We start from the raw sequence: 17,624 nt of genomic DNA, 5'->3' as shown, positions 1-17,624 counted from the left end.
AGTTTAAATATTTATTATGCCTGGAGTAAGTAACCTTGTAAATAGAAGTGAAAGAGTTAAGGCTATCTTAGGCCAACCTCCTAGATGGATTTTGAGATGGGGTATTACCATTATTACTTCTGTAATAATACTATTACTATTGGGGAGTTATTTTTTTCGCTATCCAGATCTAATTGTTTCTGATATTACTTTAATATCAAGTAGTCCACCAATACCCGTAATTCCAAAGGTCAGTGGGAATTTGGATCTTTTATTTGTTAAAGACAATCAGGTTGTAACAAAAAATCAGATACTAGGAATAATTGATAATCCTTCTAATTATGAAGATATTTGTGATTTAAAATGTACAATAGATACTTTGAGCAAAATATTGGAGAATGAAAAATGTTATAGTAAAAATATAAAATTGAAGAATGAGTATCAATTGGGAGATCTTTTTAATAAATATTCTATCTTTTTATCTCAATGGAGTAGATATAATTTATTTAAAGAGATTAAATATAATGACGCGCAAGTAGAGGTGCTAAACAATCAAATTAATGATTATTTAAGATATTTAAAACAGTTGAAAGATCAGGCATGCATTTTTGAAGATGATCTTACAATTATGAAAGATAAGTATAAGACTGATTCAATATTGTGCCAGAAAGGAGTGTTGGCATTATCAAATTTCTCAACATCTAGGTCTAACTATTTAAAACAAGTATATGCATATAAGGGAGTTATTGCAAACTTAACAAATCTTGAAATCAAAATTAATAATTTTTCTCAAGAGATTACAACGCTTAAACTACAGAAGAAAAAAGATAATGCTGAAATCTTGGCGGATTTAAAAAAGTCGTTAAATTCATTAGTTAATGAAATTGCAATTTGGGAAAATAAATATGTTCTTCGATCCTCAATTGATGGTATTGTTACTTTTACGCATGTTTGGTCTCAATATCAATATCTGTCTTCAGGCAGTATTGTATTTACTGTTGTTCCGATGAATAATTTTCAAATAGTGGGAAAAATGCGTATCCCTATGTCTGGTTCGGGTAAAGTGTCAATTGGACAAAAAGTAAATATCAAACTTAACAATTATCCATATATGGAATTCGGAATGCTTCATGGGAAAATTAGTAATATATCCCTGGTGCCTTCTGTTGATAAAAATGGAACATATTATTCTGCGGAGGTTCTAATGAATAATAATCTAAATACCAACTATAAGAAAGTATTATCATTTCATCAGGAAATGAAAGGTGTTGGAGAGATTGTAACTAGAGAAAATCGACTAATACAGAGATTTGTAGATCCATTAAGGGCAATCTTGTTCAGTAATGTTATTGAACAAGATGAAAGAGATTAAGTGACCGGTTTATCGTTCAGCTATTTTTGGTCCTATTTTTTGTAGAGTATACATTCTGCTATTTTTTTACTAATCTTTAACTTTTAAAGCATGTGGCTTAAGGATCATTAATTCCCCACATGATTAAAAAGGAAATATGGTGTTCTCTCCTTGGGCTGCCGCAAAAAGTTCGCCAAGGGTTTCCAAAATCCTATTGTCTGTTCCACTGCTTTTAAACCTCATCCTTTTTACTTTTTATCTTTAGAGCTTACACAGCCAATAGGTATTTGTTACCTAAAGTTGCTAAAGCAACCCTGTCATACTTTTCGCGCTCCGCCCTTCGTCGTTCACAGCAATTCTCAGCCCTTTTGTCTCGTGTTTGATTATTATCCCAAGGTGTTTCGTTAGTGTAGTATAGGTTGACGTAAATCAGATTCTTTTATCAGATAAAATACACCAGTCAAAAGTGCCTCCATTGCTCATTTTAGGCTCGCCTGCTAGGTCGGCCGCTATCGGTTTTTGTCATCTTTTTTGAGAGGCCACGGACAGAACTTGCTCTTCGTAAAATCATGCTATCTCCACCGCTGGAAATCTAATATTGAAAATGATAATTTATAGATTTCCATTTCTTAAAAGGAGATACCACAGCATATTTTAACTCTATCGCAAGCCCTTTACCTACGCACCTGGGCCAAGGGCAATTACTGCCCAATATGTTTCATAATTAGTATTGATCAGATGAGGATATGAAACATAGCTGGACTTGCCCTCCACCCAGCTACAACCACCCAGCCTCAAAAAAGCCGCCAAAAACCGCTGGCTGTCAATCACAAGTGCCTTGTTTTACTTGCCAGTCACGACCTCCCACTCGCAGGCGGCTCGCGCCTTTTATGAAACCTCGGCTTAATGACCACCAACTAACCCCACCACCACCCATTTTTAATGCAGGCATTAAAAACAAAAAGAAACAAATGATTAGCAGTAATGTATTGGTAGTGTTTTTTTTAGAAATTTGACTTTTTTGACATTTGGACTTTATAACTTTGTGACTCTGATCAGGGATTTTTCCTCCTGCCTGATAAACAAGTTATTCCCTTGTCAGTAGCAGGATGAATCTATTTCTCACGCACGAGCTTTTTATCTCAATCAGCAAGTCAAGGTCGGGGCCTTCGGTTTTATCCGATTTTTGATTCAAGTCTATTTCTTAGGGTATGAAAAATCCGATAAAAACCTTGACTGGGCAACCCGCATCGCGGTAATAGAAAAGGGTGTTTAACAGGAAGTAGCAAAAGATCTGTAGTTGAATTTAGCCGTTTATGATCTCCAAAGCAATTTGCTTCTTCTGATTCTCAGCTTCAGCAATCTTTAGACTGAGCTCTTTTTCCAGGCTACCTTGAATAATCTGATTAGTCACTCGATGTTTGGCCACTAGAATACAACCTTCCGTATCGGAATGTCTATTCCCTCCATGAAATCGAATACCCTTAAATTGGATACCCATAGCATTCACGCTTTCATCGCTTTGATTGAAAATTAAAGGCATCATTCTTTCATACTTGGGACTAAAGCTCAATTTGACTTGATATTGGTAAGCGGGTAGGGCTGTGTGACCTTTTACTTTAATACCAAATGCCCGGACGGTATCCTCCAGAGTGTAGCCAAAAAAATGACCATCGATATACATTTTTCCCACAGTCGTTTGACTGGTGAATTCTTCTCGAATAATCCTTAGATGTAAAATATCATGTGCTTTCATAATCAGGTAATTATACAATTTGATGCGGTTGGGTGTAATGCGCTGTAAATCAGCTTTATGGTAGTGTTTTTCGACCTTAATGTATGTATTTTAAGTCTATGTTTAACCATTAAAGTCATTGAAAATGAAAAATATACCTTCTTTTCTGATTGGCACTGCATCAACGATGGGCATAGCAGAATCCATTGGAATTCAGCCAGATGTTCTTGATGCGGCACAAAGTCTTCCACTTGACAGCACCGAAGCCATGGTTTCAGTTGTGGGTGGAACCGTTTCGACTATAGTCATTGCTTTATTGAAGCGACTCTGGACGAAAAAAGAGAGAAAACGTGATCGTAAAAAGCGAGAGCGTGGAGACAAAAAGGAGTAAGGACAAGTGGGTACCTGCTCCGTACCTGTCTCAATTCTATGTTAACTAATCAATTACTAACCCAAATTTAAAATGTCATGGGAAAATACAATCAAGGGATCCTGGGCCCATTCACAGGAAAGGTTGGCGCCATAGTGGGCAGTTCATGGCGAGGCGTGAATTATATCAAATCACTTCCTGGTCCAAATGCTTCAAATAGTGAAGCGCAGCAAAAACAGAGAAGCCGATTTAAGTCGGTGGTCAGTTTAGCCTCATCTTTGATGGAAAGTCTAATCCGTCCTGTATGGAATTTAGTCGGTGGCAAAATGACCGGTTACAATCTGTTTGTGAAAACCAATATGCCAGCTTTCGATGAAAGTGGAGCTTTGGTGAATTATTCGGAGTTTCATGCTTCGATGGGAGCTTTACCTCTTCCTGAAATCTTGACTCTTCAGGATGATGTAGATGTGGTATCTGGTATTGAGTTATCCTGGAAGGATGATAGTGCTACAGGTGTCGGTAATGCCGATGATAAACTGCATCTTTTGGTGATGACTCCTGAGAGAGTTCACATCTTAAATACCGCTTCAGTTCGTTCGGATCAGTCAGCCGAAATCACCTTGCCAGTTTCAGCAGGTGATGTTCATGTGTATGCATTTTTTGGAACTGCAGATGGAGATAAGTTTTCTCCAGATAGCTATTCAAAAATTGTTCTTTCTTAGAATTTATCTCAATTCTAACTTCTTTAAGCTGCTTCGCTATGCGTTGCAGCTTTTCTTAAAATTGACCTTAAAATGAAATAAAAGTTTAAACCATGTTTAAACTTTCGTGTTTTTCATCTGTCTTATGTTTTCTTGTAAAGGATTAGGAGTTCTTGTATGCCTTGTTGTTGCAGGTATTTGAGATTTTGGTAGGTTTATTTAGTTTATGTGTGTTTATGCTCGCAGAGCAAAAGAGGATGATAGCAGGCTATCATCCTCTTTTGTCTTTAAAGGAGTTGTAAGTCTATTTTTCCTTTTTCTCTGTTTTCTTAGCTTTTCTCTTCTTAATTTTTTTTGTCGTTTTACCATCTTCAGAAATGTCGACTTCTATATCAATATCCTCATCATGATCTGATTTGCACTGAATCTTGATAATTTTCATATCACCATCTTTGGAGATGTCTAAATCGATATCTTCTTTAATGATGTAAACTTTCTTTACCTTTGAATGTTTCTTATGGATATTTCCATCTTCGTCTATGATTTCAATTTTGATGGTTTTGTGCTCGCCATCTCCATCAGAGATAATGATGTTTTCATCATTATCAGAAATGACTCTAATGTGTTTACTCATTTTAGAATGAAGAGAAGGGTCTGAGCCATGAAGTTCTTTGATGATAACTTTGTGTTCCCCATGTGAGTCATCATCAGAAATCCACATAAAATCCTCACCTTCTATTACCTCGAATAGAGAGTCCGATAGGTGCTTCGATCTGATGATTTTCATGATTTCTTTGTGATCTCTGAAATCATGAATGATGGTGTCGAATTTTATGGATTTACCATCTTTATTAATGAGAACTTTGACTTTAGCTTCTTTTTTCTGTTTGGTTTCTTGAGCAGTTATACTTTGTGAGCACACAAAGATGAGTCCAATTATTAATAGTAAGATCGATAGTCGTTTCATAATTTCTAATATTTAGTTTTGATTAAATAACTACTTCCAAAATTAGAAATTGTCTAACTTAAAAGGTGTTAAGCTTTGACTAAAAAGAGTTAAGAAAACCTTAATGTTTTGACGTGGAACGACATTAATTTAAGTGTTGATTGTTCGCTTTGGTATTGAAAATGAGAAACAAGAGCCTTTGCCAATTTCACTCTCAACCCATATGTTCCCATTATGTTTTTTTACAAATTCAAAACATAATATTAAGCCTAATCCTGTTCCCGTTTCGCCAGCTGTACCAGTAGAGCTTGTGTTCACTTCTATTGAAAACAGATTATCAATTATATCTTGCGACATACCAACACCATTATCGCATATTTTAATCAATACTTCATCATCATTATCAAATGCTTCAAAAGAAATTCTCCCATTTTTAGGCGTAAATTTTACAGCATTTGAAAGTAGATTGCGGACAACAGTTCTTATCATGTTTGGATCTGCCAACACTGTGATATCTTCGTTAATATTATGTGTTAATATTATATCCTTGGATTCGGCTATTCCCTCTACAATCTGAATGGGATTTTTGAGTTCCTTCTTTAAGTTGATTAGTTCAGGATTATATTGGATTGACCCAGTTTGTGTTCGTGACCACTCGAGCAGATTTACTAATAACTCGAATCCTTGTTCTGAAGAAGTTTCAATAATTTTGGCAAGTTCGATAGCTTCTGCTTTATTACTTGATTCAATTGCTTCTATAAGATAAGAACTTAGAGTGATTAGTGCGTTAAAAGGATTTCGTAGGTCATGAGCAATAATTGAGAAAAATTTATCTTTTGTTGCATTTAGAGCTCTCATTTTTTGTTCTGTAAGTTTGAGAGCTGTCACATCGTGACCGACCCAGATGCGAAGATCTTTATTTAATTCAAAAGATGCCCAGTATTTATAACTTTCCTGTCCATTTTTAAGTTTGACATGAGAGAGTCGGTACTCTTCGGAAGGGGAGTTTATGAATTCCTTGATGGTTTCAATTGAATCAGAATAGTATATTTCTTCAAAAGGTAGTGGGGTGTTTAATATTTTGCCTGAGCTATACTTAAAAAAATCTTCGCATTGTTTATTCCATAGTTTGACTAATCCTTTAGGATTGAAACCCAAAATGTAGACGGGGGCATTTTCAACCACGATTCGGAATTTTTGCTCACTCAATTTTAAGTCATCTAAGTTTTTTAAATGATTCTTTAAAAGCTTATTGATTGATTTTGATAGCCTTCTTAATTCAGTGAGGTTAAACTTGTCTTCTTGTAGTAGTTGCTGTTTTGAAATTGCAGATTCAAATTCTGAAATAAAGCTGTTGAAATTATTTCTGATTCTGTTATTTATAAATTGACTGATGATAAAGAATAATGCAGATGCTCCAAGCATTGCTAGCAGGAGATAAGTGATTCTTTGGAGGGAATTTCTTAAAAGATCCTTTTCCTTTTGGGCAATAGCTTTATCTATAGTTACTGTACTAGATGATGCTCCAATCATCCATTGCCATTGATTATATCCTTTTATGTAGGTAACTCGCGGGGTATATTTCCCTGTAGTTGCATCAAGCCATGAGTATCTTAAGAAATCGCCCTCAGTATTTTTGGCAATATTGAGCTCTTCCTTAAATATTTTAATCCCTTTATCATCAGATATGGTTTTAATGTTTACTCCTGCTTTGTATTTATCGGAGTTGATTATAAGTGCTTTCCCGTCATAGTCATTTATAAATAAATGCCATTTACTTGGATCGTAAGACTGGCGAAACCATTTTAATGTTTCTTGTTTTAAATCTTCCTTAAAATCATCTTGATACTCACCCAAGCCAAAAAACCAGTTGTAAGGCTCAAAACGTTTTAGAAACGCTCTTTTCATATGTGAAACATCATCAGTGGAATTAGGTTTTGTCCATAAATAATTGATAAAACCTTCTTTCTTCTCGCGCATTAATTTAATTTCGTCCTGAATGACATACTTGCCAGATATATCTTGTATATCTGTTAAAAGATGGCCTTCTTTCTCAGGGCTGACTGGATGCATTTGGGTGTAGCCATCCATATTAATAATATAGATATAGCCTCTATCGTTAAAATATCTGAGAGGTCTTAAGGCTGCTTTAATGAGAGTCTTTATTTCTTGTTCTGATCTTGTATCTTTAAATTTATTGTAAATGCCAGTGGCAAGCTTCCATGCATTTTGGATATTAAGAGAGAGTTCCTCATCTAATTTTTCCTCAACTTTAGAATTGTTGTAGTTGATATAAGAAATTGCATTGTCGACAGAATGCTTTAGGAATTGTTTCTTTTCATTTTCAATGGCTTCACGAGATCTTATAACATCTTTTTCGTGATTCTGGTAATCAATAATAATAACCAGACTTCCAAATCCGATACTTAGTAGCAGTAAGATAAGTATGTTGTAGTTGCGAAATAAACGTGGAATATCAATTAATCTTGATTTCATATTAGACGTTTTTTGTTCAGAAGATTAAGTTACATTAAATAACAGAATAAAAATGTTTTTTTTGAAAATAGTATTAAATAAAAAACCCTTCGAATATCGAAGGGTTTGAATCTATTTGCATAAGGAATAATCCTAATTAATCTAACTTTAAAACGGCAAGGAATGCTTTTTGAGGGACCTCGACATTACCAATTTGTTTCATCTTTTTCTTTCCTTTCTTTTGCTTTTCAAGTAGCTTACGTTTACGAGATATATCACCTCCATAACATTTTGCCGTTACATCTTTACGAACAGCTTTTACTGTTTCCCTAGAAATAATTTTGGCTCCAATTGCACCTTGAATCGCAATATCAAACTGTTGACGTGGGATCAGTTCTTTTAATTTTTCACACATTCTTCGACCAAATGATTGAGCATTATCGAAGTGAATTAATGTAGAAAGAGCATCAACGCCTTCACCATTCAAAAGAATATCCAGTTTTACTAACTTGGCTGGTTTCACACCAATTAGGAAATAGTCAAAAGACGCGTACCCCTTCGATATACTTTTTAGTTTATCGTAAAAGTCGAATACAATTTCTCCCAAAGGCATTTCGTAAGTTAACTCAACACGATCACTGGTTAGGTATTGTTGATTGGTCATCATACCTCGTTTGCTCATGCATAGGGTCATTAATGATCCAACAAATTCTGATTTCGTGATGATTTGTGCGCGAATAAAGGGCTCTTCTATAAAGTCTAGCGAATTCGGATCAGGCATATCTGATGGATTATGCATTTCGAATGTATCGCCCTTTTTTGTATGAGCAATGTACGATACGTTAGGAACGGTAGTAATTACATTCATGTTGAACTCACGATCCAAACGCTCCTGAATAATTTCCATATGTAAAAGGCCCAGGAAGCCACAGCGGAAACCAAAACCAAGTGCTAATGATGATTCAGGCTCAAAAGTAAGCGAAGCATCATTTAGTTTTAATTTTTCCATTGAAGCACGTAAGTCTTCGTAGTCTTCACTATCGATTGGATAAACACCAGCAAATACCATAGGTTTCACCTCTTCGAATCCTTCAATAGCCTTTTCGCAAGGATTCTCCTTGGTCGTGATGGTTTCACCTACTTTCACCTCTGTAGACGTTTTTATCCCTAATATGATATAACCAACGTCTCCTGTGCTCAGTATTTGGCGAGGTTCTCGTTCCAGACGTAAAACCCCAACTTCATCAGCGTAATATTCTTTATCGGTATTTAGGAATTTAACCATATCTCCTTTTCGTATTTCACCATTCATTATTCTGATGTAGGTGATAATGCCACGAAAAGCATTGTAGGTAGAATCGAAGATTAAGGCTTGTAGAGGTGCTTTCTTGTCGCCACTTGGAGCTGGAACTCTATCGACAATGGCTTCCAATATTTCAGGAACACCTTCTCCAGTTTTACCACTTGCCGACAAAATGTCGTCTCTATCACAACCCAAAAGATCAACAATCTGATCTTTCACATCTTCAGGATTTGCATTTGGTAAGTCAATTTTATTTAGGATAGGAATGATTTCCAAATCATGTTCAATAGCTAAATACAGATTCGATATGGTCTGAGCCTGTATACCCTGAGTGGAGTCAACAATCAATAAGGCTCCCTCGCATGCGGCAATCGATCTTGACACTTCATAAGAGAAATCGACGTGTCCGGGAGTGTCAATTAGGTTTAATACATAATCTTCACCATTTTCTTTATAATCCATCTGAATGGCATGACTCTTAATGGTGATACCACGTTCACGTTCTAAATCCATATCATCAAGTACTTGGGCTTGCTGTTGGCGTTCGCTGACAGTTTCAGTTACCTGTAACAAACGGTCGGCAAGTGTACTTTTCCCGTGATCGATGTGGGCTATTATGCAAAAATTACGAATGTTCTTCATCTTCAAAAATCAAATTAGATAATGCTTGAGACTCCTAATCGTTTTACAACTGATTCAACTTCATTTACGGAGCTTCTTAACCAATCAACAAAGATATTCAATTCCTTGGATTAGACAAGATGATTAAGATCCTTTAAATAAGAAGTATAACTAATGAGATGAAAGCTAATTTCTTGTTTGAAGTAGTTTTCTTGATTTTGTAGATCCTAAGTCTTTGATTTATTTATTAAATAGGATAAATAATGAGATTTCGAATGTGCTTGATTTTCTATAATCTAACTTAAATAATTTTGCCAGGATTGAATTTGAGATAAAGTTTTCAATCCTGGCATAATGTGTTTCTACTTAAAATTTCTAATGGCTTTAATCAATGCAAAAAAACAAATGCTTGATCCTAAAATTAGCAATGAATACGTATAAGTTTTATTATTTGAATAAAACTGAACACCAATGGCGACTGTAATAATGCTGAAACCCAAAATTGAATAAATCTGAGCTTTTTTTAATTTCCTTTCTTTCACTTATCGTTCTTTTTTAACCAACATGTAACAATCCCTGTCATCTACTTAATTCCTTATAACGGGAAAAAGTAACCCAGAAAAATGCTGATTTCTTTTAACGTATAAAAGCTGTTGATGAAACTTCTGAAAAGCTTGATGATTGTCTTTAAAATTTTGTTGAAATGGTCAATCTATCTCTGAGGTTTCTATGAATTGATTTTTTTTGAATAAAAGGGTAGGGTAAAAGATGATTCATGCGGTATACATGTAGAAGAAGGAATAATGGATCATTCTTTCCGGAATAAAATGAGTTAAACCCATAAAAATCTATAGTCATGAAAAAGTTATTATTTGTTTTTTTATTAGGAATAGCCTTCGCATTCACATCATGTGATAAATCGGATGACAGTGTGAAATTGATTGGCGAAGACGAGATTAGTATAACAAATGTTGCATCAGTTATTGATACGGAAGTTGCTATCGCCAACGTTATGACAGAAGTGGACTACGAAAGTGATATGTTTACTTTAGAAGAGAGTTCTACTAAATCAGGTGGTTATGGATATCGCTTGCGAAATTTGGCAGAACTATATAAAAGATGGCGTTGTTATCAAAATGATTTAGGACCTGAGGTTACCATTGAAGAAGGTGATAATGATGGTTTCCCAATGACAATTACTATCGATTATGGTGATGGTATTACTTTAAGAAACGGTAGAGTTATAAGTGGTATTGTGACTATAGTCGTTTCTGCACCTCCTAGAATTGATGGAGCGATGCGTGAATTTACTTATCAAAATTTTAAAGTGGATTCTATTGGAATAGCAGGTTATAAAAAGGTTGTATTTTCTGGCGAAAGCGGTGTGTCAAGAAAGTTTGAGCATGAGTATGATTTGAACTTTACTTTTGCTGATGAGACAGAGGTTTCTTGCGTCGGAAATAAAACGAAGGAATGGGTAGAAGGATTAGACACAAGTTACGACAGAGCAGATGATAAAATTCACATTACAGGACAGGATGTTTTTGTTGACTCTGAAAATAATGAGTTTAAGAAAGAGATTGCTGATTACTTAGCACGTTTAGGTACATGTAAATATATCGTTAGTGGTATTGTCGTTTATTCTCAGAATGGAGAAGAGTTTGCCCGAGTTGATTTTGGAGCTGAAACATGTGATGATAAAGCTGTAAAGACGACAGCTGATGGAGAAGAAGAGATTACTCTTGGAAAACATAGACACGGAAGAAATAAATAAGTTTGGGGAATATGGAATAGTGATTGGCAAGCTTGCTGATTGCTATTCCATATAGATAATGACTAGATTTCAGTTCTTTATCTAAAATTTATTTTATTTTTAAGGGAACCTTTTTAGACACTGTTTTGAATAAAGAACATTTCAAATATCTCTTTGACATTTATTTCGATGCTATTCGAAACTATTTGTATTTCCGATCAGGAGATTCAGAATTGGCGACTGATATTGCACAGGAGTGTTTTATGAAGGTTTGGGAAAAGCGAGCTAGTTTTAAAGATCCTCCATGCAAAGCTTTACTCTACAAGATGGCAAATGATCTTTTTATTTCCAGATATAGAAAAAATGTTGTTGCACAGAATTATATTGCTAACGAAAAGCAATATGATGAAACGGAATCACCTGAAGATATATTGCAATACAAGGAGTTGAGTCGTAAATATGAATTGGCTTTGACTCAATTATCTGAAAAGCAAAGAGTGGTTTTTTTAATGAGCAGGGATGAAGGGTTTAAATATTCAGAAATTGCGGAGCGATTAAACCTTTCAGTAAAAGCAGTTGAAAAACGAATGAAGAATGCCCTTCAATTTTTGAGAAATGCATTAAAAAACGAAACGATTTTAAATCAACCGATAAAATTCCGATGAGTTTTGACTTAAAAAATATGGATCGATATTCTGATGAGGAGTTTTTAAACGCCTTACCAGAGATTGAATTGCCTTATTCAAAATCGAAGGATGAAATTTGGAATAAGATGTTTACTGATATTGAAGATATTCAAAAACCAGTAAGGAAAATCAGAAGCCATTGGTTGATCTATTCCCTAGCTGCAAGTTTGTTGCTCGTTGTGGCATGTGTTGCTTTTATGCGTTTTTATACTGAAAGCATATATTGCCCTAAAGGACAGCATTTGGCCGTATTATTGCCAGATAATAGCAGAGTAGAGCTTAATGCAAACTCCAACCTGACTTACCACCCTTATTGGTGGCGAGTTTCTCGTGAAGTGAAATTCGAAGGCGAGGCATTTTTTAATATCAGTAAAGGGAGTCGCTTCGAGATTGTATCTCGTTCTGGTTCCACGAGTATTTTAGGTACAAGTTTTAATATTTATACTCGAAAGAACACCTATAAAGTAAGCTGTTTTACAGGTAAAGTTAGGGTTCTTTCGACTTTAACTCAGGACGAGGTTATTCTATACCCAAAGGATTTTGCTTCGATTAATAGAAATGGTCAAATAGAATTGGAAACAGGAATAAATATTAAAGAAAAAACGATGTGGCGCGATCATATATTTTTCTTTACGGCTACACCAATCCATCAAGTTTTTGAGGAAATAGAGTTGCAATATGATATCCGGATTGTAAAAAAAGACTTAGCGAAAATTCTTTATACGGGAAACTTCAAAAAAAGTAATTCAGTTGATGAAATATTGAATTGGGTTTGTTTACCTTTAGGATTAGAATATTCGAAAGTTTCATCAAAAAAGTACATTGTAGGTTCAAAACAAACTAAGTGAGATTAAAAATCGTTATTCTACTCTGTTTCATTTTCGTAATAAGACTCTACTCATATTCTCAAGAAATAAAAGTCGATGCGAAACAACAAAGCTTAAATCAAGTTCTAATTGATTTGAGAGATAGGTATGATGTCCAATTTTCTTTTAATGATGAATTACTCTCTAAATTCATTATTACAACATCCCAAACTTTCCAAGACCCTAAAGAAGCAATTATATTCTTATTAAAAAATACCTCACTTGATTATCAATATTCAGATGGTATTTTTCTTATTTATGCAGATAGAAGAAAAAAGAAGTATCACCTAAGAGGGAATTTATACGATCTTGAAACCAATGAAAGTCTTCCTTATTCACATTTGGCCATAAATGATATACCCCAAATTAGCGATATGAGTGGTGGTTTTACCTTCACTTCTGAAGACGATGGAAGCCTGCATTTTCAGGCTTCACACTTGGGTTATTTTATTTTGGATACGGTTTTAAATACCAGCAATATTCATAAACTTTACCTTCATCCAGCCAAGGCAGACTTGCCTGAAATTTTGGTGTCAGACAGAATGGTTCAAAATTTTATTAAGATTGGGAACGAAGCTGGTCATATTAGTCTAAACCATAAAATAGTCAATTTTTTGCCTGGAAATGGCGATAACTCTGTTTTTGAATTATTGCGAATGCAGCCTGGTATTGCAGCTTCAAATGAACAATCAGACCGAGTGATCATTTGGGGTTCTTATGATGGAGAAACTCAGGTCTTATTCGACAAAATAACCCTTTGGGGGCTAAAGAACTCCTATCAGGATATTGGAGATATTAATCCCTTAATGGCAAAGCATATTGATATTGAAAAGGGGGGGTACGATGCTCGATATGACGGGAGAGTTGGTGGTTTTGTAAATATTACGGGTAAGAACGGAAATAAGAACACACCTGCATTTAATTTAGTATTGAGCAATGTAACTGCTAATGCTTCGTTGGAATTGCCTTTAAGTAAAAAGTCTTCCCTAATTGCTGCATACCGACAGACTTACTATAATTTGTATGAAGATGAGTCTGTGGGATCTATAAGCCCTAATTCTCAGAGTAATTCACCGGGAACTTCAAATATTACCCTTGTCCCTAATTACCAATTTAGGGATATGAATTTAAAATATTCCTATTCCGGAGATAATGGGGATGCATTTCAGATAAGTTTGCTTCATGGTTTCAATAAATACGATTATGGCTTTGCTGATGGACGATATAATCAAATTAGAAAGAGCAAGGATGAAGATATAAAACAATCTGGGGCTTCTGCTTTGTATAATAAGCAATGGAAAAAAGGAGGTAGAAGTGAGCTTTTTGTTACAAGTTCAGGTTTTAAATCATCTCTGACTAATTTAGTGCAGATTTATAGGATAAGAAATCAGGAAACAGAAATTCGTCGTAAAGATGAGAGGAACACAATGGTTCTGGAATATAAAGCTGGATTGAGACATGATTTCAATCTATCAAAAAAAATTCTAGTGCAAACTGGAATGACATACCTGTATAACAAAATTGAATATTCTGAAGATTCACTGGATGTGAGTACAATGAATTATGATTCAGATTTGGGAAGGCTGAGTGGATTTTTGCAGAATAAAATTTCATTCAATGGGAAACTAAGTGCAAAAATAGGTGCCAATTTAAGTTACCCAACTCTAATTAAACGATTGTATTTTGATCCTAGGCTTTCCCTGAGTTATGAAATATCGCCGTCAGTATCTGTGAATTCTGCTTGGGGAATTTACAGGCAATTTATGAGTCGCAGTATTATTTGGGATGATGAAGGAAATCGTCGTGATTTTTGGGTAGGTGCAGATAATATTATTATTCCTGTTTTACATTCTCAACATCTGGTTTTGGGAAGCTCTTTTCATCAGGATGATTTTACGATGAGTTTGGAAGCCTATCACAAGTACACTAAAGGACATACTCGTTATTTCAAAAATAGAAGAGTTCAGGGGATAACAATCGGTAAAAGTCAGACTTATGGTCTCGATTTATATTTGAAAAAAACGATAGATAAACACGCCTTTTGGCTCGCTTATACACTTGGAAGAACCGAAGAGAAATTTGAGTATGGTCGTGTACAAACTTTCCAAAGAGCACTTCACGATCAAACTCATGAACTTAAATTTGCAGGTTTGGTTAATCTTGGCCGTTTTTATTGTTCTGCCAATTACATTTGGGGATCAGGTTTTCCTATCTATAGCGAACTTCAGAACTCATTTGTGTCAGAACCGAATTACAGTCGATTTGATGCTTCCATTATTTATAAAATGAAACCAATGAAAGTTAAAACAGAATTCGGATTGATGTTCCTCAACGTGTTTGATAGTGAAAATATTAATTATTTCAACTCCTATCATGTAAAAATAGGACAGGAGACGATATTGAGTGTGAACGAAAAGACCACACCTTTCTCGGTGCGCCTATTCTTAAAAATGGCGTTTTAGAAAAATTTTAAGCTCGAAGAATCTAAGTGATCGGATAAGTGATAACGCTTCAGAAATAAACTACTAATTCTAACAGAAGGGATGATTCACAATTGTATCTAAATTGCCCCTTGAAAGCGATTTGTTCACTATCCTCACGACTTAGTATTCTTCAGATTTGGTTAATAATTAGACAAGCCAAACAGAGGGAAAAACTGTTTCAGTTGACTACACCATTAAACCGACTTTTCAACTTCTCAGAGGCTTATTAAATTCTTTTAAAAGCTAGATGTTTGAAATGTAGATTTATTGATATTTTAAATATTTTTAATTTTATAAAATACTATCTGCAGAAAGCCCTTCAAAACATGATCTAAGCGTCTTAAGACGTTTATTAAAATTAACAGACTGATATTCCTTTGTTTGTTTTGATGAGAATTTTGCATCCAACTCTGATCTAAAAACAGACATCTCCTCTTTGCTAATTAGTTGCTCAATGAGTTTTAGTCCTTTATCGATATCCTGATTCAGGATTACCGATAGCTTATCTAAGACCATTTTATGAAGGGATTGTTTTTGACTGGTGTTAATTGAATCATATTCAATCTCATTAGTTAAAACAGGTTTGCCGAATTTTATTAAATTTGAGCGCATATCCTATGTTGCTGACTTGGTTGATTTGAAAAACGACATGAATGTAGCACATAGCTTAGGCTCTGGAAAATCATTTTTATGAGTTATTTCCGAAGTTCAAAGTTCGTTTGTGCGATAAATAACTTGTTTATTAGTTAGATACGGAAAAAAAACAACTATGTCTAAGCATCAAATTGAACCCTTATTCCAGCTTATCAAATCGATGACTAAGTCGGAAAAGAGGAATTTTAAACTTTACGCTAATCGAATAGGGAGCGGAAAAGAAAGTAAATTCATACAGGTTTTCGACTCTATAGATAAGATGGAAACTTATAAGGAGGAACTCATTACTAAACGGGCAAAGGATATTAAGTTGTCTCAAATTCCCAACCTGAAAGCTCATCTTTACAAGCAGTTACTGACGAGTTTGCGACTCACACAAGTGAATCACGATATCACGATTAGTATTCGTGAACAGATTGATCATGCTAAGGTTTTATATAACAAAGGTTTGTATCAGCAAAGCTTGCGAATGTTGGAGAAAAGCAAGGTTTTGGCAGAGAAATATGAACGAAAACTGCTTCATCTGGAAATCGTTGAATTCGAGAAATTGATTGAATCTCAATACATCACTAAAAGTATGGAGACCAGAGCTGATGAGATTACCTCTGAGTCGAAAGGACTTAACCAGGAAATGGGAGGTATTATCTATTTCTCCAACATGTCCATTCGTTTGTATGCTTTATACCTTAAGGTTGGTTATGCCAGAAACGATAAGGATCTTGTGATGGTGAGTGAGTTTTTTAATGCCAATATCCAGTCGGTGGATATGACGAAACTGAGTTTCTACGAAAAGCTATATCTCTATCAGTCCTACGTTTGGTATTATCTGATTATTCAGGATTTTCTGATGTGTTACAAGTATGCACAGAAGTGGGTCGATTTATTTCAAATGAATCCGGATATGATTACAAGTCAGTGTGATCTGTACCTAAAAGCTCTGAATAATGTTTTGGTCGTTTTATTTTATACCAATCATCTAAGTAAGTTTAAGAAAAATTTGAAAATACTTAAGAATCTTGAAAATCAAGAGCATGTAAAGGCAAACTCTAACCTTAGTATTTTACAGCAACAGTTTTCTTACATACATCAAATTAACCAGTATTTTATGGAGGGACAATTTAAAGCTGGGACTTCAATTGTTCCCAAAATTGAAAGCTTTATTGAGGCCAATAAATATAGTTTGGATAAGCATCGAAATCTGGTTTTCTACTATAAAATTGCTTGTCTTTATTTTGGTTGTGGTGATTATCGGGAAGCGATTAAATACCTAAATCGAATTATTGATGAGAAAGATACCTCGTTAAGAACCGATATTCATTGTTTTGCTCGTATTTTGAATCTGATTAGTCATTATGAATTGGAGCATACCGATCATTTGGATTATCAAATCAGGTCGACGTATCGTTTTTTGGTAAAGATGGAAGACTTGCAAGAGGTTCAAAAATATATTCTTCGTTTTATCCGACGCTTAAGTGGTATCAGTCCTGATCAGTTGAAAGAGGAATTTATTAAGTCGAGGCGAGATTTAATGAAATGGGTGGATGATCCATTTGAAAAGAGAGCTTTTCTTTATCTCGATTTGATTTCGTGGTTGGATTCAAAAATTGAAAGACGCCCTGTGCAGGATGTCATAATGGAAAAAGCTAGAAATAATAAATAAGCAAAAAGCTCTCATGACAATAGTCTGAGAGCTTTTTTTAC

The 17,624-nt window shown here is 34.8% G+C and carries 14 protein-coding genes; 8 read left to right on the top strand and 6 right to left on the bottom strand.

Going from position 1 to position 17,624, the window contains the following annotated elements; genetic code table 11:
* Positions 1 to 16: 16 nt before the first annotated feature.
* The gene (locus DWB61_RS09635; protein ID WP_125030699.1) at positions 17 to 1,351 is read left to right on the top strand and encodes an HlyD family secretion protein; all 1,335 of its coding nucleotides are present in this window, start codon (positions 17 to 19) and stop codon (positions 1,349 to 1,351) included.
* Between the two features lie 802 nt (positions 1,352 to 2,153).
* On the opposite strand, the gene DWB61_RS17895 is transcribed toward DWB61_RS09635, so the two are convergent.
* Both DWB61_RS17895 and DWB61_RS09630 read right to left on the bottom strand, forming a co-directional pair.
* Positions 2,154 to 2,282 carry a hypothetical protein gene (locus tag DWB61_RS17895; RefSeq protein WP_262701948.1) on the bottom strand — a complete coding sequence of 43 codons (129 nt, stop codon included), beginning with the start codon at positions 2,280 to 2,282 and terminating at the stop codon, positions 2,154 to 2,156.
* A 354-nt stretch (positions 2,283 to 2,636) separates the two neighbouring features.
* Positions 2,637 to 3,086, bottom strand: a complete 450-nt coding sequence (locus DWB61_RS09630) for a DUF5675 family protein (protein WP_125030698.1) — start codon at positions 3,084 to 3,086, stop codon at positions 2,637 to 2,639.
* A 124-nt stretch (positions 3,087 to 3,210) separates the two neighbouring features.
* On the opposite strand from DWB61_RS09630, the gene DWB61_RS09625 reads away from it, so the two are divergent.
* Together DWB61_RS09625 and DWB61_RS09620 are read left to right on the top strand one after the other, a co-directional pair.
* Positions 3,211 to 3,456 (top strand): hypothetical protein, encoded by a 246-nt coding sequence (locus tag DWB61_RS09625; protein ID WP_125030697.1) that lies wholly within the window; start codon positions 3,211 to 3,213, stop codon positions 3,454 to 3,456.
* Positions 3,457 to 3,533: 77 nt separating this feature from the next.
* Positions 3,534 to 4,157, top strand: a complete 624-nt coding sequence (locus DWB61_RS09620) for a DUF6266 family protein (protein ID WP_125030696.1) — start codon at positions 3,534 to 3,536, stop codon at positions 4,155 to 4,157.
* 283 nt (positions 4,158 to 4,440) lie between these two features.
* On the opposite strand, the gene DWB61_RS09615 is transcribed toward DWB61_RS09620, so the two are convergent.
* The 3 genes from DWB61_RS09615 to lepA all read right to left on the bottom strand — a co-directional run bounded on the left by DWB61_RS09615 (position 4,441) and on the right by lepA (position 9,502).
* Positions 4,441 to 5,103 carry a hypothetical protein gene (locus tag DWB61_RS09615; RefSeq protein ID WP_125030695.1) on the bottom strand — a complete coding sequence of 221 codons (663 nt, stop codon included), beginning with the start codon at positions 5,101 to 5,103 and terminating at the stop codon, positions 4,441 to 4,443.
* 129 nt (positions 5,104 to 5,232) lie between these two features.
* Positions 5,233 to 7,578: a cache domain-containing protein gene (locus tag DWB61_RS09610; RefSeq protein WP_125030694.1), complete on the bottom strand. Its 2,346-nt coding sequence runs from the start codon at positions 7,576 to 7,578 to the stop codon at positions 5,233 to 5,235.
* A gap of 136 nt (positions 7,579 to 7,714) precedes the next feature.
* Complete coding sequence (lepA, locus tag DWB61_RS09605; protein ID WP_125030693.1) at positions 7,715 to 9,502, bottom strand: translation elongation factor 4; 1,788 nt, start codon at positions 9,500 to 9,502, stop codon at positions 7,715 to 7,717.
* A gap of 835 nt (positions 9,503 to 10,337) precedes the next feature.
* On the opposite strand from lepA, the gene DWB61_RS09600 reads away from it, so the two are divergent.
* The 4 genes from DWB61_RS09600 to DWB61_RS09585 all read left to right on the top strand — a co-directional run bounded on the left by DWB61_RS09600 (position 10,338) and on the right by DWB61_RS09585 (position 15,248).
* Complete coding sequence (locus tag DWB61_RS09600) at positions 10,338 to 11,255, top strand: hypothetical protein (RefSeq protein WP_125030692.1); 918 nt, start codon at positions 10,338 to 10,340, stop codon at positions 11,253 to 11,255.
* A gap of 125 nt (positions 11,256 to 11,380) precedes the next feature.
* Positions 11,381 to 11,899, top strand: a complete 519-nt coding sequence (locus tag DWB61_RS09595; RefSeq protein WP_125030691.1) for an RNA polymerase sigma factor — start codon at positions 11,381 to 11,383, stop codon at positions 11,897 to 11,899.
* Between the two features lie 17 nt (positions 11,900 to 11,916).
* Positions 11,917 to 12,768, top strand: a complete 852-nt coding sequence (locus DWB61_RS09590; protein WP_158614390.1) for a FecR family protein — start codon at positions 11,917 to 11,919, stop codon at positions 12,766 to 12,768.
* A complete protein-coding gene (locus DWB61_RS09585; protein ID WP_125030689.1) occupies positions 12,765 to 15,248 on the top strand; it encodes a TonB-dependent receptor plug domain-containing protein in 2,484 nt (827 codons plus the stop codon). Before DWB61_RS09590 ends, DWB61_RS09585 begins: the two co-directional genes overlap by 4 nt.
* A 312-nt stretch (positions 15,249 to 15,560) precedes the next feature.
* On the opposite strand, the gene DWB61_RS09580 is transcribed toward DWB61_RS09585, so the two are convergent.
* Positions 15,561 to 15,881, bottom strand: coding sequence for a hypothetical protein (locus tag DWB61_RS09580; protein ID WP_125030688.1), 321 nt, complete (start codon positions 15,879 to 15,881; stop codon positions 15,561 to 15,563).
* Positions 15,882 to 16,038: 157 nt separating this feature from the next.
* On the opposite strand from DWB61_RS09580, the gene DWB61_RS09575 reads away from it, so the two are divergent.
* Positions 16,039 to 17,583, top strand: a complete 1,545-nt coding sequence (locus DWB61_RS09575) for a hypothetical protein (protein WP_125030687.1) — start codon at positions 16,039 to 16,041, stop codon at positions 17,581 to 17,583.
* Positions 17,584 to 17,624: the final 41 nt, after the last annotated feature.

This window comes from Ancylomarina euxina, from assembly GCF_003863355.1.
GTDB classification, from domain to species: domain Bacteria; phylum Bacteroidota; class Bacteroidia; order Bacteroidales; family Marinifilaceae; genus Ancylomarina; species Ancylomarina euxinus.
The sequence above is the reverse complement of the archived record's forward strand: the minus strand, read 5'-3'. Positions and strand labels throughout refer to the sequence as shown.

Excerpts from the sequence above, each read along its gene's own strand:
- DWB61_RS09610 (WP_125030694.1), bottom strand. The coding sequence starts at position 7,578 with ATGAAATCAAGATTAATTGATATTCCACGTTTATTTCGCAACTACAAC.
- DWB61_RS09590 (WP_158614390.1), top strand. The coding sequence starts at position 11,917 with ATGGATCGATATTCTGATGAGGAGTTTTTAAACGCCTTACCAGAGATT.
- DWB61_RS09580 (WP_125030688.1), bottom strand. The coding sequence starts at position 15,881 with ATGCGCTCAAATTTAATAAAATTCGGCAAACCTGTTTTAACTAATGAG.
- DWB61_RS09630 (WP_125030698.1), bottom strand. The coding sequence starts at position 3,086 with ATGAAAGCACATGATATTTTACATCTAAGGATTATTCGAGAAGAATTC.
- lepA (WP_125030693.1), bottom strand. The coding sequence starts at position 9,502 with ATGAAGAACATTCGTAATTTTTGCATAATAGCCCACATCGATCACGGG.
- DWB61_RS09625 (WP_125030697.1), top strand. The coding sequence starts at position 3,211 with ATGAAAAATATACCTTCTTTTCTGATTGGCACTGCATCAACGATGGGC.
- DWB61_RS09635 (WP_125030699.1), top strand. The coding sequence starts at position 17 with ATGCCTGGAGTAAGTAACCTTGTAAATAGAAGTGAAAGAGTTAAGGCT.
- DWB61_RS09575 (WP_125030687.1), top strand. The coding sequence starts at position 16,039 with ATGTCTAAGCATCAAATTGAACCCTTATTCCAGCTTATCAAATCGATG.
- DWB61_RS09615 (WP_125030695.1), bottom strand. The coding sequence starts at position 5,103 with ATGAAACGACTATCGATCTTACTATTAATAATTGGACTCATCTTTGTG.
- DWB61_RS09620 (WP_125030696.1), top strand. The coding sequence starts at position 3,534 with ATGGGAAAATACAATCAAGGGATCCTGGGCCCATTCACAGGAAAGGTT.
- DWB61_RS09600 (WP_125030692.1), top strand. The coding sequence starts at position 10,338 with ATGAAAAAGTTATTATTTGTTTTTTTATTAGGAATAGCCTTCGCATTC.
- DWB61_RS17895 (WP_262701948.1), bottom strand. The coding sequence starts at position 2,282 with ATGCCTGCATTAAAAATGGGTGGTGGTGGGGTTAGTTGGTGGTCATTA.